The organism is Kitasatospora sp. NBC_01246 (assembly GCF_036226505.1).
GTDB lineage: Bacteria > Actinomycetota > Actinomycetes > Streptomycetales > Streptomycetaceae > Kitasatospora.
Genome location: NZ_CP108484.1, coordinates 2299493 through 2313562, shown reverse-complemented (window position 1 = coordinate 2313562; position 14070 = coordinate 2299493). Strand labels below are relative to the sequence as shown.

Annotated in this window: 14 protein-coding genes; 9 read left to right on the top strand and 5 right to left on the bottom strand. The window is 73.7% G+C overall.

Translation table 11 applies throughout. From position 1 onward, the window contains the following. Positions 1-49: 49 nt before the first annotated feature. On the top strand, positions 50-865 hold the full coding sequence (locus tag OG618_RS10040; RefSeq protein ID WP_329486983.1) for a class I SAM-dependent methyltransferase: 816 nt from the start codon (positions 50-52) through the stop codon (positions 863-865). Between the two features lie 235 nt (positions 866-1100). Continuing rightward, positions 1101-1889, top strand: a complete 789-nt coding sequence (locus tag OG618_RS10035) for a VOC family protein (protein WP_329486982.1) — start codon at positions 1101-1103, stop codon at positions 1887-1889. Between the two features lie 66 nt (positions 1890-1955). Here the strand turns inward: OG618_RS10035 and OG618_RS10030 are convergent, their stop codons facing one another. Together OG618_RS10030 and OG618_RS10025 are read right to left on the bottom strand one after the other, a co-directional pair. Then, positions 1956-2417: a hemerythrin domain-containing protein gene (locus OG618_RS10030; protein ID WP_329486981.1), complete on the bottom strand. Its 462-nt coding sequence runs from the start codon at positions 2415-2417 to the stop codon at positions 1956-1958. A gap of 118 nt (positions 2418-2535) precedes the next feature. Further along, positions 2536-3129 carry a TIGR03086 family metal-binding protein gene (locus OG618_RS10025; protein WP_329486980.1) on the bottom strand — a complete coding sequence of 198 codons (594 nt, stop codon included), beginning with the start codon at positions 3127-3129 and terminating at the stop codon, positions 2536-2538. Positions 3130-3351: 222 nt separating this feature from the next. Here OG618_RS10025 and OG618_RS10020 point away from each other — a divergent pair, with 222 nt between their 5' ends. Together OG618_RS10020 and OG618_RS10015 are read left to right on the top strand one after the other, a co-directional pair. Next, positions 3352-3924, top strand: a complete 573-nt coding sequence (locus OG618_RS10020) for a DoxX family membrane protein (RefSeq protein WP_329486979.1) — start codon at positions 3352-3354, stop codon at positions 3922-3924. A gap of 456 nt (positions 3925-4380) precedes the next feature. Next, on the top strand, positions 4381-6882 hold the full coding sequence (locus OG618_RS10015) for a collagenase (RefSeq protein WP_329492056.1): 2502 nt from the start codon (positions 4381-4383) through the stop codon (positions 6880-6882). Positions 6883-6972: 90 nt separating this feature from the next. On the opposite strand, the gene OG618_RS10010 is transcribed toward OG618_RS10015, so the two are convergent. Beyond that, a complete protein-coding gene (locus tag OG618_RS10010) occupies positions 6973-7734 on the bottom strand; it encodes a PP2C family protein-serine/threonine phosphatase (RefSeq protein WP_329486978.1) in 762 nt (253 codons plus the stop codon). Between the two features lie 259 nt (positions 7735-7993). Between OG618_RS10010 and OG618_RS10005 the strand changes: the two genes are divergently transcribed. From OG618_RS10005 to OG618_RS09990, 4 genes are all read left to right on the top strand, one after another. Further along, entirely contained in the window at positions 7994-9100 is a 1107-nt protein-coding gene (locus OG618_RS10005; protein WP_329486977.1) for an LLM class flavin-dependent oxidoreductase, read from the top strand. Beyond that, on the top strand, positions 9097-9729 hold the full coding sequence (locus OG618_RS10000) for an FMN reductase (RefSeq protein ID WP_329486976.1): 633 nt from the start codon (positions 9097-9099) through the stop codon (positions 9727-9729). The genes OG618_RS10005 and OG618_RS10000 overlap by 4 nt, the downstream gene beginning before the upstream one ends. Positions 9730-10017: 288 nt before the next feature. Beyond that, positions 10018-11121: a Dyp-type peroxidase gene (locus tag OG618_RS09995; protein WP_329486975.1), complete on the top strand. Its 1104-nt coding sequence runs from the start codon at positions 10018-10020 to the stop codon at positions 11119-11121. Then, the gene (locus tag OG618_RS09990) at positions 11118-11936 is read left to right on the top strand and encodes a family 1 encapsulin nanocompartment shell protein (protein WP_329486974.1); all 819 of its coding nucleotides are present in this window, start codon (positions 11118-11120) and stop codon (positions 11934-11936) included. The genes OG618_RS09995 and OG618_RS09990 overlap by 4 nt, the downstream gene beginning before the upstream one ends. Here the strand turns inward: OG618_RS09990 and OG618_RS09985 are convergent. After that, positions 11933-12520, bottom strand: coding sequence for an HAAS signaling domain-containing protein (locus tag OG618_RS09985; RefSeq protein WP_329486973.1), 588 nt, complete (start codon positions 12518-12520; stop codon positions 11933-11935). The two genes, OG618_RS09990 and OG618_RS09985, sit on opposite strands and share 4 nt — an antisense overlap. Further along, entirely contained in the window at positions 12517-12885 is a 369-nt protein-coding gene (locus OG618_RS09980; RefSeq protein WP_329486972.1) for a PadR family transcriptional regulator, read from the bottom strand. The genes OG618_RS09985 and OG618_RS09980 overlap by 4 nt, the downstream gene beginning before the upstream one ends. A gap of 390 nt (positions 12886-13275) precedes the next feature. Between OG618_RS09980 and OG618_RS09975 the strand changes: the two genes are divergently transcribed. After that, positions 13276-14061, top strand: a complete 786-nt coding sequence (locus OG618_RS09975; protein WP_329486971.1) for an electron transfer flavoprotein subunit beta/FixA family protein — start codon at positions 13276-13278, stop codon at positions 14059-14061. Positions 14062-14070: the final 9 nt, after the last annotated feature.

Here is a 14070-nt window from a genome sequence, read left to right as displayed (position 1 = left end):
CACCGGACGCCGCCCGCCCCCCCGCCCGCCCACTCCCCAGCGAGGCCCGATGACCGGCCACAACCTGCTCACCGACACCCCGGAGCTCTACGAACTCCGCTTCCCCGACCCGGGGTTCGTCGCCGCCCGGTGGGCCGAGTCGGTGCTCCGTGAGCACCGCGCCGGGCCCGAGGTGCTCGACCTCGGCTGCGGCACCGGCCGGGACGCCGGCTGGCTGCACCGCGCCGCCGGGCGGGCGGTGACCGGCGTCGACAGCTCGGAGGCGATGATCCGGCACGCCCGCACCCACCACCCCGGGCCCGCCTACCACGTCGGCGACATGCGGACCTTCCGCCTGCCCGACCGCTTCGACGCCGTCCTCTGCCTGGACAGCGCCCTCCTCTACTGCCACACCAACGAGGACCTCGACGCGCTGTTCGGCCGGCTCCGCCGCCACCTGCGCCCGGGCGGCCTGCTGGTCGCCGAGCTGCGCAACGGTGCCTTCTTCCTCGGCCGCACCGACCTCCTCGACGCCCCGCGCACCGACCGCGTCACGCACGACGGCGTCACCCACACCTCGCACACCGTGCTCCGGATCGACCACGCCGCCCAGCTGCTGCGCCGCACCCGGACCTGGACGAGCGACGACGGCGCCCCGGCCGTCGTGCAGCACTCGGCCTGGCGGCTGCTCTTCCCGCAGGAGCTGCGCGGTCTGCTCGCCGGCCACGGCTTCACCGTCCTCGACCTCTACGACCGGCCCGGTCCGCGCACCGAACCGCCCTGGACCGAGGGGGCCCGGCCCGCCGACACCGCGGCGGGCGACCGCCTCCACCTGGTCGCCCGGCTCCAGGGCCCGGTCGGCGACCGGCGGGGGAGGCGGCGGTGACCGCACCCGCCCTCCGGCCGACCCGGCCCGCAGGACCCGAGCGGCGCCGCTACGCCGGGTAGCCGCCCGCGCCCGGGCGGTAGCCGCACGCCCGGCGGGCCGCGCGAGCGCCGTCGCCCCTGCGCGCCGCGGCGTGCCCGGGTCGGCATGTCGGCCTAGGCTGAACCCGCCCGGGCGGCCGGTAGGCCGTGGGAGTCGGGAGGGGCCCGGCGGCCGGGCGCCGAGGAGGTGCGCGATGGGCAGCGGTGAGACCGCCAAGGTGCGCTGCGTGGCGGCCGTTCCGTGCTGGGTGAGCCTGATGGCGCGTGATCTCGACGCGGCGAAGGCGTTCTACGGGCCGCTGCTGGGCTGGGAGTTCGAGCCCGGACCGGACCGCTTCGGCCCGTACGTGCACGCGGTGGCCGGCGGCGAGGCGGTGGCCGGTCTGGGGGTCGCCGGCGATGCCTGGCAGATGCCCGTGGCGTGGACCAGCTACTTCGGGACGGAGAGCGCCGATGCCGCCGCCGACGCCGTCCGTGAGCGCGGCGCGACCCTGGCGGTGGGCCCGCTGGCCTTCGACGCCGGGCGGGTCGCGTTCGCCGCGGACCCGGCGGGCGCGGTGTTCGGGATCTGGGAGGGCCCGCTGGGCCGGGCCCGGCGCCTGGACCTGCCGGGCGCGCCGGTCTGGATCGAGCTGCGCACGCCGGACCCGTTCGCGGCCGCGCTCTTCTACGGCGAGGTGTTCCGCTGGGACGGCCGCGATCCGGAGCACTTCGAGGTGCGCTGGGAGCACGACCGGGTGGTGCTGCGGGCCGAGGGCCACAGCGTGGCGGCCCTCGCCAGGGAGCAGGCGGGCGGCCCGACCGGGCTGTCACCGCACTGGGAGGTGTCGTTCTCGGTGCCGGACACCGACGCGGCGCTCGCCCGGGCGGAGGAACTCGGCGGCTCGGCCCTCGGGGCGGCCTTCGACTCGCCGTACGGGCGGGTGGCCCGCCTCCGGGACCCGGAGGGCGGCCGCTTCGCGGTGATCAGTCCGAAGGCCTGAGGCCCGCGCCGCCGTAGGGCCGCCGGCCGCCCTCGGGCCCGCGGCGGCCCTGACCGGCCGGCGCGGCTACGGCCCCGGCTCGGCGGCCTCCCGCCGCCCGGCCCGCAGCCGCTCGCCGAGTTCGGCCCGGGCGGCGGCCGGCAGCGCCTTCCGGGCGAGCGGGAAGACCTGCTCCTCCTCCACCGCCAGGTGCCGGCGGACGGCGTCGGCGAGGCCCTGGTACAGCGTGGCGAAGGCCGGCTCGCCCGGTCCGACCCCTTGCAGGTCGGAGAGGTACTGGCCGATCGCGAGGTGCTCGTGGATGCTCGTGAACACCACCGCCCCGCCGTCCGGCACATCGTGCTGGACGACCGGGAACAGGTACTCCTCCTCGGCGGCGCAGTGGGCGAACAGCAGGTCGGTCAGCTGCCCGACCAGCTCGCCGCGCTCGGGCGCGCCGTCCGGCGCGGCCTCGATCCGGGCGAGCAGCTCCGTCACCGCCCGGTGGTCGGCGGTGAACTCGCCGAGGATGTCAGGCCTGCGGCTCATGGCGCGCCCGCCTCTCGTCCGGTGATCCCCCCGAACACCTCCAGTATCCGGCGTCCGGCACCGGTCGGGCCGGTCGTACCACCCCGGGTGACCGGCCGGGGACCCTGGGTGTCCCGGGTCAGGGGCGGTCGCGGCGGCCGGCGAGGGCGAGCAGCCGGGTCTGCGGGCTCGCGCCGTCCGGCACCGGCAACGGCGGGTCGAACACTCCGCTGCCGGAGAGGCCCCCGTACCCGGCCAGCTCGCCGAGCGCGAACTCCACCAGGCCGTCCGGCAGCCGGGTGCGGTGGCCGATCGCCTCGGCGAGGTCCCAGGTGTGGACGACGGTGTCGGCGGTGAGCTGGTCCAGGTAGTACTGGCCGGAGGCGTCGCCGAACGAGAGGTGGACGGTCAGCTCGGTGGCGCCGGGCACCTCGAACGCGGTGCGGGCGGCCTCGGCGGCGGCCGTCCAGGCGGCGGCCGGGTCGGCGCCGAGGACATCGCCGTCGAACCGGCCGCCGACCTCGGAGACGGTCGAGCCCATCAGCAGCTCGGGCACCCAGAGCTGCTCGCCGGTGAGGTGGTTGACGAGGTCCCGCACCGTCCAGTCGGTGCACGGAGTGGGCGCGTCCCACCGGTCGGGCCCGACCAGCCGGACGCGCTCGCCGAAGGCCGCCAGCGCCTCGGCGTACGGGGTGCCGGGCCGGGCCGGTCGCTGGAATTCCGTGTGAGCCATGCCTCCACCCTGCCCCGGTGCCCGGCCGGGCGCGACCGGTTGCCACGTACCGGTCGGCCGGTCCGCGTGCCCGTTCGCTCACTCCCCGCACTCGCGCCGGTTGTTCAAATTCGAACTCCCAGGTACGGTCGAACGGCGGCGGTTCGAATTTGAACGACCGGTTCGTCCGTAACCGTCCGTGACCCCTTTTGCTTCGACCGACCCCGATCGATGGAGACGCGCATGCCGAGCACCAGCCCGAGCACGACCGCCCCCACCACCGCCACCGTCCTCCCGGGCCGGGCAGCCCCCGAGCCCGCGCTGACCTCGCCGCACGCCTATGACGCGGGCCTGCTCCTGCTGCGCCTCGCGCTCGGCCTGACCATGGCCGCGCACGGCAGTCAGAAGCTGTTCGGCTGGTTCGGCGGCGGTGGCCTCGACGGCACCGGTCAGTTCTTCACCATGAGCGGCTACCCGGCCGGCGACGCCATGGCCGTGGTCGCCGGTCTCACCGAGACCTTCGGCGGCCTCGCGCTCGCCGCCGGCCTGCTGACCCCGCTGGCCGCGGCCGCCATCCTGGGCACCATGGTCAACGCGCTCGCCGTCACCTGGGGCGGCGGCTTCTTCGCGCCCAAGGGCAGCGAGTACGAGCTGCTGCTCACCGCCGGCGCCGCCGCGCTCGCCCTGACCGGGCCCGGCCGGTACGCCGTGGACCGCTTCCTGCCCGTCCTGCGCGCGCACCGGCTCGCGTACGGCGCGGCCGCGGTGGTGGTCGGCCTGGTCACCGCCGGCGTCATCCTGCTGCTGCGCAAGTGATCCGCCCGGGTCCGGGGTCCGGGGGGCGGACCGCCCGATCCGTCCGACCTGCCTGACCTGCCCGGACCCGAGGGGCCGTCCGGTCCGCACGGTGACGTGCGCGGCTGCCGGCCGCTCAGCTCCCGGTAGGAGAACGGCCGTTGGGCCGAGGAAGTCGATTCCTCGGCCCAACGGCCGTTCGTCGTCACCGGTCCGGGGAGCCTGCCCCGGGGTCCGGCCCGAAGGCCGGTGTCCAGGGGCTTCACACGTCATGTGATGTATGCCATTGTACATGTCACACTCCCCACCGTGTGCACGACGGAGCCGCCCCACGGCGCCGTCGCAACGGTCCTCACTCCCGTCAAGGCCGCGTCTCCCCAGCGCGGTTGAAGAAGGCCCGGAGGCCCCCACGTGAGAACCGCACGACCTTTTTCACCACTGCCTCAGTTGGCCAGGCTGGTGACGATCGCCCTGGCGATGCTCCTGGCGCTCGGCCTGTTCGCCCCGCGCGGCCAGGCCGCCCCTGCCCCGGTCCCGCCGCAGCCCGGCGGCGCCCCGTCCGCCACGGCGGCCGGTCCGGCCCCGCAGCCCGGCATCGGCGCCGCCGCGCAGGGCGACGGCCAGAACCGGTCCGTCCCCGCCAGTGACCGCGCCCCGCTCTCGGCCACCGCGCCCGCGGACGCCGCCTCGACGGGGGCGGCCGCCACGTCGGCCAAGTCCGCCGGGCAGCAGTCCGCCGCCGCGACCGCCGCGGCCTGCAACGTCGGCGACTTCACCAGCCGCACCGGCAGCGCCCTGGTCCAGCAGATCAAGTCCGCCGAACTCGGCTGCGTCAACCAGCTGTTCACGCTCACCGGCACCGACGCCAACAAGGCCTTCCGCGAGGCGCAGATGGTCACCGTGGCCAACGCCCTGCGCGACACCGCCGCCGCCTACCCAGGCAACAACACCACCTCCGCCGGCCAGTTGGTGCTCTTCCTGCGCGCGGGCTACTTCGTGCAGTGGTACCACCCCGCCGACGTCGGCACCTACGGCACCGCCCTGCAGACCGCGATCCGTGGCGCGCTGGACACCTTCTTCGCCAACTCCCACTCGCGTGACGTGAGTTCCGACAACTCGGGCACGCTGGGCGAGGCCGTCGTACTGATCGACAGCGCGCAGGAGAACGTCCGCTACCTGTACGTCGTCAAGCGCATGCTGGCCGACTACAACGCCGCCACCCACAACCCGGCCGGGATGGGGAACGCCCTCAACGGCGTCTTCACCGTGCTGTGGCGCGGCCACCAGATCCCCGCGTTCGTCTCGGCCGTCCAGGCCGACCCGAGCGTGCTGGACTCGCTGTACGGCTTCGCCGGCGCCAACAACGCCCTGCTCGGCGGTGACTACGGCTTCCTGGTCTACAACGCCACCCGCGAGATGGGCCGCTTCCTCCAGTACGCCCCGCTGCAGGCCAAGGACCGCCCGCTGGTCAAGGGCCTGGTCGACCAGGCCTCGGTCGGCGGCCGCACCGCCTACCAGTGGGCCGCCGCCGCCGAGATGACGGCCGCCTACGACGCCGCCAACTGCTCGTACTACGGCACCTGCGACGCCGCCAACCGCCTCAAGGCGGCCAATCTGACGGTCAGCTACACCTGCAGCCCGAGCATCAAGATCCTCGCCCAGGCCCTGGACTCCACCCAGCTGTCCACCGCCTGCACCAGCCTGACCGGCCAGGACGCCTTCTTCCACTCCGTGGTCCGCGACGGCGGCCCGGTGGCCAACGACCGGAACACCACCATCGAGGTCGTGGTCTTCCACGGCCGCTTCGACTACGGCGTGTTCGCCGCGATCATCTACGGCATCAACACCAACAACGGCGGCATGTACCTGGAGGGCGACCCGGCCGCGGTCGGCAACCAGCCGCGCTTCCTCGCCTACGAGGCCGAGTGGGTGCGTCCGGACTTCCAGATCTGGAACCTCAACCACGAGTACACCCACTACCTGGACGGCCGGTTCGACATGGCCGGCGACTTCAACGCCGGGATGACCACGCCGACCGTCTGGTGGGTCGAGGGCTTCGCCGAGTACGTCTCCTACTCGTACCGCAAGGTGTCGTACGACGCGGCGATGTCCGCCGCCGGCCTGCACACCTACAGCCTGAGCACGCTCTTCGACACCACGTACGACAACGCCGACCAGACCCGCGTCTACAACTGGGGCTACCTGGCCGTCCGTTACATGCTGGAGAAGCACCGCGCGGACATGGACGCGGTGCTCGCCAAGTACCGCGCCGGGGACTGGAACGGCGCCCGCGGCTACCTGACCTCCACCATCGGCTCCCGCTACAACGCCGACTTCGACGCCTGGCTGACCGCCTGCGCGGCCGGCTCCTGCGGCACCGGCACCGACCCGGGCGGCAACCAGGCGCCCACGGCGGCCTTCACGACCGCGACCGGCGAGCTGAGCGTCACCTTCGTCGACCGCTCCACCGACAAGGACGGCACGATCGCCTCCCGCGCGTGGAACTTCGGTGACGGCACCACCTCCACCGCCGCCAACCCGACCAAGACCTACGGCGCGGACGGCACCTACACCGTCACCCTGACCGTGACCGACGACAAGGGCGCCACCGCGAGCACCAGCCGGGCGGTCACCGTCTCGCGGATGCCCGAGTGCTCCGCCGCCGACACCCGACTGCTCGACCGGAACTGCCGGCGGAGCAACCTGGCGGCGACCACCGGCAACTACGCCCACTTCTACCTCTACATCCCGGCCGGGACGAAGCAGCTGAAGCTGACCAGCACCGGCGGCACCGGCAACGCCGACCTCTACTTCAACACCGCCTCGTGGGCGTACACCAACGCCTACACGGCCCGGTCGGTCAACGCCTCCAACAACACCGAGACCCTCACCATCGACAACCCGCCCGCGGGTTACGTCTACGCCAGCCTCTACGCCCAGCAGGGCTTCGGCGGCGCGAACATCAAGGCCGAGTTCTGATCGGCCCCGGATGACCGGAGGCCCCGGGGGAGCGCGTGCGGCGCTCCGCCGGGGCCTCCCGCGTGGGCCCGGCGGCGGCTCGCGCCGGGGCTACCCGGCGACCCGGACCAGGGCCATCGTGATGTTGTCCGGCCCGCCGGCCTCGATCGCCGCCCTCCAGAGGTCGTAGACCGCGCGCCCGTCGGCCCGTTCCGATCCTTCGGCGGAGCCCGTCAGCAGCGCCGACAGCTCCTCCTCCGGCACCGGATCGGTCAGGCCGTCGCTGCACACCAGGTACCGGTCACCGACCGCCAGCGGCATGCCGCGCACATGCGGTTCGACGAAGGTCAGGCCGAACGAGCCGCCGAGCGACTGGGTGATCAGCGAGGTGGTCCGCCGTCCGGGGGCCGGCGGCGGACTGTCGTCCACGCTGATCCGGCGCAGGCCGTCCCGCTCCACCCGGTAGACCCGGCTGTCGCCGACGTTGAAGGCGACGATCCGCTCGGGGAGCAGCACCACGCCCGCCACCGTCGTGCCCATCGCGGCGAGTTCCGGATCCTCGGCCGCCGCGGCGTACACCGCCTGGTTGCAGGACTGCAGGGCCTCCCGGACGGTCTCCTCGCCCTCCAGGCCCGGCCCGGCGGCGGCCAGCCGCCGGGCCACCAGCGCGCTCGCCACCTCGCCCCCCGGGTGCCCGCCGAGCCCGTCCGCCACCGCGACCACGCAGGGCGGTCCGGTCGGGAAGAGCAGGGTCTGCGGGTTGCCGGTCACGGTCGCGCAGAGCGTCCACGGCCCGACCGTCAGGCTGTCCTCGTTGTGTTCGCGCACCAGGCCCTCGTGGCTCAGCGCACTCACCGCGATGTAGGCCGCCATCGGCTCGCCGCCCTTCCGGGACTCCGGGTCGGCCGTCCTTGCTCCTCCCATTGTCCCGCCGGCCCGGGAAACCGCCCGGTCCGCCCCGGGGCCCTCAAGGCCTGCCCGGCCCGTGTGCCGGTACGGCCCCGCACCCGTGCGGTCCTGGGCGCCCGCGGGGCGCGCAGGGGAATACCGGCGGATCGGCCGGTGCTAAGGTGGTTGAAACTTTGACGATCGGATCCCGCGCCCGGGATTCACCAGGAGTGTGGTGAGCAGCATGCAGTTCGGAATCTTCACCGTCGGCGACGTCACCCCCGACCCGACCACCGGCCGCACCCCGACCGAGCACGAGCGGATCAAGGCGATGGTGGCCATCGCCCGCAAGGCCGAGGAGGTCGGCCTGGACGTCTTCGCGACCGGCGAGCACCACAACCCGCCGTTCGTGCCGTCCTCGCCGACGACCATGCTCGGCTACATAGCCGCGCGGACCGAACGCATCATCCTCTCCACCTCGACCACGCTGATCACCACGAACGACCCGGTGAAGATCGCCGAGGACTTCGCGATGCTCCAGCACCTCGCGGACGGCCGGGTCGACCTCATGATGGGCCGCGGCAACACTGGCCCGGTGTACCCGTGGTTCGGCAAGGACATCCGCCAGGGCATCCCGCTGGCGGTCGAGAACTACGCGCTGCTGCACCAGCTGTGGCGCGAGGACGTGGTGGACTGGTCGGGCCGCTTCCGCACCCCGCTGCAGTCCTTCACCTCCACCCCGCGCCCGCTGGACGGCGTCGCGCCGTTCGTCTGGCACGGCTCGATCCGCAGCCCGGAGATCGCCGAGCAGGCCGCCTACTACGGTGACGGCTTCTTCGCGAACAACATCTTCTGGCCCAAGGAGCACTTCCAGAAGCTGGTCGACCTCTACCGCGAGCGCTACGCCCACTACGGGCACGGCACGGCGGAGCAGGCCTACGTCGGGCTCGGCGGCCAGCTGTTCATGCGGAAGAACTCGCAGGACGCGGTGCGCGAGTTCCGCCCGTACTTCGACAACGCGCCGGTGTACGGCCACGGCCCCTCGCTGGAGGAGTTCACCGAGCAGACCCCGCTCACCGTGGGCAGTCCGCAGGAGGTCATCGAGAAGACGCTGACCTTCCGCGAGTCGTTCGGCGACTACCAGCGCCAGCTGTTCCTGATGGACCACGCCGGCCTGCCGCTGAAGACCGTGCTGGAGCAGCTGGACCTGCTGGGAGAGGAGGTCGTGCCGGTGCTGCGCGAGGAGTTCGCCAAGGGCCGCCCGGCGGGCGTCCCGGACGGGCCGACGCACGCGGCCCGGGTCGCGGCCGCACTCGCCGCGCAGGAGGAGACGACGGAGGTGGCCGAGTGAGCACGTACCGACTGGCGGTGGTGACCGCCGGGCTGAGCAAGCCGTCCTCGACGCGCCTGCTGGCCGACCGGCTGACCGAGGCGACGGCCCGTCAGCTCGGCGCGGCAGGCGGCGCGGTGGACGTCACGGTGATCGAACTGCGGGACCTCGCGACCGACATCGCGCACAACTTCGTGACCGGGTTCCCGGGCGCGGCCCTGCGCGAGGCGGTCGAGGCGGTGACGCGCGCCGACGGCCTGATCGCCGTGACGCCGATCTTCACCGCCTCCTACAGCGGCCTGTTCAAGTCCTTCTTCGACGTGATCGACCACGACGTCCTCGCCGGGAAGCCGGTGCTGATCGCCGCCACCGGCGGCACTCCCCGGCACTCGCTCGCCCTGGAGCACGCCGTCCGGCCGCTCTTCGCCTACCTGCGCTCGGTGGTCGTCCCCACCGCGGTGTACGCGGCGACGGACGACTGGGGCGCGACGGGGGACCGGCACACCGACGGCCTGCCGGGCCGGATCGACCGGGCGGCCGGCGAGCTGGCCACCCTGCTGGCCGGCCGCCCGCCGACGGCGGCGCCGTCACCGGCCGACACACCGGCCGTGGTGCCGTTCGCCGAGCAACTGGCCGCCCTCCGGGCCTGACGGCACGAACGGGCGACGGCCGGAGCGGGACGAGAGCCGGAGCGGGACGAGGGGCGGGCCGGGTGGCCCGCCCCTCACGGGGGCGTCCGCCGGGCCGTGGCGCTGGGCCGGACGGGTGCGTGTTGATCGCGCCCGAATGTCCACTATGCGGTGTAATCGTACACATGATCAGATCACTGCCGGTCCGTCATGCTCCGAGCGCGGAGCCGCTCCGCCCCGCCGGCCGTCCGGTCGCGGACCGCCGGGCCGGGCGGGGAAGCACGCGGGAACCCTGAGGTGGAGACCGCCATGCCGCCCGAGAGCCCGAGCGCGCCGGCCGGGGAGCCGCAGGCCGTCCTCACGCCGCTGACCAACGTCGCGATCTTCCTGGTGCTCACCATCGACCCCGGCGGGGAGCAGGCCGTCCGCGACCTGCTGCCCGACCTCGCCGGCCTGCGGCGCTCGGTCGGCTTCCGGGCCCCCGACGCCGGGCTGACCTGCGTCACCGGCATCGGCTCCGACGCCTGGGACCGCCTCTTCGCCGGCCCCAGACCCGCCGGGCTCCACCCGTTCCGGGAGGTGGCGGGCGCCCGTCACCGGGCCCCCGCCACCCCCGGCGACCTGCTGCTCCACCTGCGGGCCACCCGGTTGGACCTCTGCTTCGAACTGGCCGGCCAGCTCACCCGCCGGCTGGCCGGTGCCGCCACCGTCGTCGACTCCGTCCACGGCTTCCGCTACTTCGACGACCGCGACCTGCTGGGCTTCGTCGACGGTACCGAGAACCCCGAGGGGCGGGCGGCCGCGGCGGCCGTGGTGGTCGGCGCGGAGGACCCGGGGTTCGCCGGCGGCAGCTACGTCGTCGTCCAGAAGTACCTGCACGACCTCACCGCCTGGAACACGCTCCCGGTGGAGCAGCAGGAACGGGCCGTCGGCCGCACCAAGCTCACCGACATCGAGCTGGACGACGCGACCAAGCCCGCCGACTCGCACGTCGCCCTCACCGCGATCACCGGCCCCGACGGTGAGGAGCGGCAGATCATGCGCTTCAACATGGCGTTCGGATCCTTCGACGGCGGCGGCGAGTTCGGGACGTACTTCATCGGTTACGCGCGCACGCCCGAGGTGACGGAGGAGATGCTGCGCAACATGTTCGTCGGCCGCCCGCCGGGCAGTCACGACCGGCTGCTCGACTTCTCCACGGCGGTGACCGGCTCGCTCTTCTACGTCCCGACCGCCGAGTTCCTCGACGGGCCGCCGGCCGCGCCCGCTCCCGCCGGCGCCCCGGCCGAGGTCGCCGCCGCCAGTGCCGCCACCGCCAGTACCGCCACCGACACCGCCAGTACCGCCACCGCCCCCTCCGCCGCCGACGGCTCGCTCGGCATCGGCAGCCTGAAAGGGACCCCTTCGTCATGAGCAATCTGCACCGCGACCTGGCCCCCGTCTCCGCCGCGGCCTGGGAGGAGATCGAGGAGGAGGCCCGGCAGACCTTCAAGCTCCACATCGCCGGCCGCCGGGTGGTGGACCTGAGCGGCCCCGAGGGCACCACCCTCGCCGCCGTCGGCACCGGCCACCTGACCGGCATCACCCCGCCCGCCGACGGGGTGCTCGCCCACGCCCGCGACTCCCAGCCCGTCGTCGAGCTCCGGGTGCCCTTCACCGTCAGCCGCGCCGCCGTCGACGACGTCGAGCGCGGCTCCCGGGACTCCGACTGGCAGCCGGTCAAGGACGCGGCCCGCACCATCGCCCTCGCCGAGGACCGCGCCGTCTTCGAGGGGTACCGGGCCGCCGCCATCGAGGGCATCCGCGCCGGTGCGAGCAACCCGGCGATCCAGCTCCCGGCGGACGTCCGCGAATACCCGAACGCGGTGGCGAGGGCGCTCTCCGCGCTGCGCCTCGCCGGAGTCGGCGGGCCCTACGCGCTGCTGCTCGGCGCCGACGCCTTCACCGCGGTCAGCGAGACCAGCGACCACGGCTACCCGGTGGCGGCGCACATCGCCCGGCTCCTCGACGGCGAGATCATCTGGGCCCCGGCCATCGAGGGCGCCTTCCTGCTGTCGGCCCGCGGCGGCGACTTCGAACTCGTCCTAGGCCAGGACATCTCGGTCGGCTACCTCTCCCACACCGCCGACTCGGTCGACCTCTACCTCCAGGAGTCGCTGACCTTCCGTCTCTACACGGCCGAGGCCGCCGTCGCCCTGGTCGGCCGGAGCCTGTCCGACCTGCCCTAGCGGAGCCGGGCGGCCGAGCGGACCAGCCGGGCGGCCGCCACCACCGGGAGGGCCAGGGTCACCAGGAGCGCGATCGTCACCGTGCGCGCGCTCAGGCCGCCGAGCACCACCGAGAGCACTGCCGCGACCACCGGGAGGACCAGGACGGGCGAGAGCGCGAGCAGCGTCGCCTCCCGCTTCTCCCGCCGGGACCACTGCGGGGACTTCCACAGCCGGACGAGCCCGACGACCGCGGCGGCCAGTCCCAGCGGCGCCCCGATCACCGGGACGAGCGCGGCCGGCAGCGGTACGGCGATCAGGGCGACGGTGACCGCGGTCCGCCCGCCGCTCTCCGGCACCGGCCGGTCGTCGCCCGGTTCCTCCGCCAGCGCGGCCGCCGCGATCTCGCCGGGCGCCCCCAGCTGGTCCAGGACGCCGCGCACGCCGTCCCCGTCGAGGTGGTCGGCGTCCGCCAGTGCCACCTCGATGTGCTCGCGCAGGTCCGCCAGCAGCTCCCGGCGGTGGAGTTCGGGAAGCGCGGCCGTCAGCGCCTCGACCGAGGAGAGGTAGTCCCGTACGAGGGGGTGGGCGAGGGTGTCCGTCACGGCGTCTCTCCAGGGGTGAGGAAGTGGTCGACGGCGGCGCGGAAGGAGGGCCAGCTCGTGGTGAACTCCTCCAGCGCGCTCCGGCCGGCGTCGGTCAGCGTGTAGTACCTGCGCGGCGGCCCGCTCTCGGAGTCCCGCAGGTGGGTGTCGGCGAGCCCGGTCCGCCGGAGGCGGGACAGCAGGGGGTAGATCGTGCCCTGGCTGGTGGCCATCACCTCGACCCGGGCGAGCTCCGCCAGCAGCTCCACGCCGTAGCGGGGTCCGTCCCGGAGGAGGGCCAGGACGCAGTACTCCAGCACCCCCTTGCGGAGTTGGCTCGCCACGGGCCCGTCCGCCGCAGGGATGCTTGCATTGCCAGCTACCATGCAAAGCAAGGTAGCACGCAGGGCATGATGGCCGCAGCGCGCCGCGAGCGCCCGGCCCGGTCGGGGGCCGCCGGACGGGTGGCCCCGGCGGAGGCCCGCCCGGAGGGTCCGGTGGATTCCGCGCGGGGTCCTGGACGATGCTCGCGGGCGCCCGGGGTGCCCCGGGGCTCCCCGGCGACGGGCGAAGGGTACTGAGTTCCTTTACGCGGGGTACTGAGTGCCGTATTCTCTGAGGCGAGCCTCTGACGCCAGTCGAAGAGAGCCGACACGGCATGCCGGTCCAGGTGGCGCCCGCTCCGCGTGCGGCGCGGCCGGGCCGGACTTGGCACTCAGTACCCTGGGCATGACCTGAGGCCATGGACCAGTGCACCCGTATCAGGAGAACCGCTCATGAGCTTGAGGATCGTTGTCTGTGTGAAGTACGTGCCGGACGCGACGGGTGACCGTCGTTTCGCGGACGACCACACCACCGACCGGGAGGGTGTGGACGGCCTTCTGTCGGAGCTGGACGAGTACGGCGTGGAGCAGGCGCTGCGGATCTCCGAGGCGCACGGCGATGCCGAGGTGACGGTGCTGACGGTGGGGCCGGACGACGCCAAGGACGCGCTGCGCAAGGCGCTGTCGATGGGTGCGGACAAGGCCGTGCACGTGAACGACGACGACATCCACGGTACGGATGTGATCGGGACGTCGGCGGTGGTGGCGAAGGCGCTGGAGAAGACCGGGTTCGACCTGGTGATCGGCGGCATGGCGTCGACGGACGGCACGATGGGTGTGCTGCCGGCGCTGCTGGCGGAGCGGCTGGGTGTGCCGCAGCTGACGCTGCTGTCGGAGGTGTCGGTCGAGGGCGGTGTGGTGAAGGGCCGTCGTGACGGTGACGCGGCGACGGAGCTGGTGGAGGCGGCGCTGCCGGCGGTGGTGTCGGTGACGGACCAGTCGGGTGAGGCGCGGTACCCGTCGTTCAAGGGCATCATGGCGGCGAAGAAGAAGCCGGTGCAGTCGTTCGACCTGGACGATCTGGGCATCGAGGCCGGTGAGGTCGGTCTGGCGGGTGCGTGGACGGCGGTGGAGTCGGTGACGGCGCGTCCGGCGCGGACGGCCGGCACGGTCGTCAAGGACGAGGGTGAGGGCGGCAAGCAGCTCGCCGTGTTCCTCGCCGAGCAGAAGTTCATCTAGCCTCCGCCC

Coding starts and splice junctions, on each gene's coding strand:
- OG618_RS10040 (WP_329486983.1), top strand. CDS start 50: ATGACCGGCCACAACCTGCTCACCGACACCCCGGAGCTCTACGAACTC.
- OG618_RS10035 (WP_329486982.1), top strand. CDS start 1,101: ATGGGCAGCGGTGAGACCGCCAAGGTGCGCTGCGTGGCGGCCGTTCCG.
- OG618_RS10030 (WP_329486981.1), bottom strand. CDS start 2,417: ATGAGCCGCAGGCCTGACATCCTCGGCGAGTTCACCGCCGACCACCGG.
- OG618_RS10025 (WP_329486980.1), bottom strand. CDS start 3,129: ATGGCTCACACGGAATTCCAGCGACCGGCCCGGCCCGGCACCCCGTAC.
- OG618_RS10020 (WP_329486979.1), top strand. CDS start 3,352: ATGCCGAGCACCAGCCCGAGCACGACCGCCCCCACCACCGCCACCGTC.
- OG618_RS10015 (WP_329492056.1), top strand. CDS start 4,381: ATGCTCCTGGCGCTCGGCCTGTTCGCCCCGCGCGGCCAGGCCGCCCCT.
- OG618_RS10010 (WP_329486978.1), bottom strand. CDS start 7,734: ATGGCGGCCTACATCGCGGTGAGTGCGCTGAGCCACGAGGGCCTGGTG.
- OG618_RS10005 (WP_329486977.1), top strand. CDS start 7,994: ATGCAGTTCGGAATCTTCACCGTCGGCGACGTCACCCCCGACCCGACC.
- OG618_RS09995 (WP_329486975.1), top strand. CDS start 10,018: ATGCCGCCCGAGAGCCCGAGCGCGCCGGCCGGGGAGCCGCAGGCCGTC.
- OG618_RS09990 (WP_329486974.1), top strand. CDS start 11,118: ATGAGCAATCTGCACCGCGACCTGGCCCCCGTCTCCGCCGCGGCCTGG.
- OG618_RS09980 (WP_329486972.1), bottom strand. CDS start 12,885: ATGGTAGCTGGCAATGCAAGCATCCCTGCGGCGGACGGGCCCGTGGCG.
- OG618_RS09975 (WP_329486971.1), top strand. CDS start 13,276: ATGAGCTTGAGGATCGTTGTCTGTGTGAAGTACGTGCCGGACGCGACG.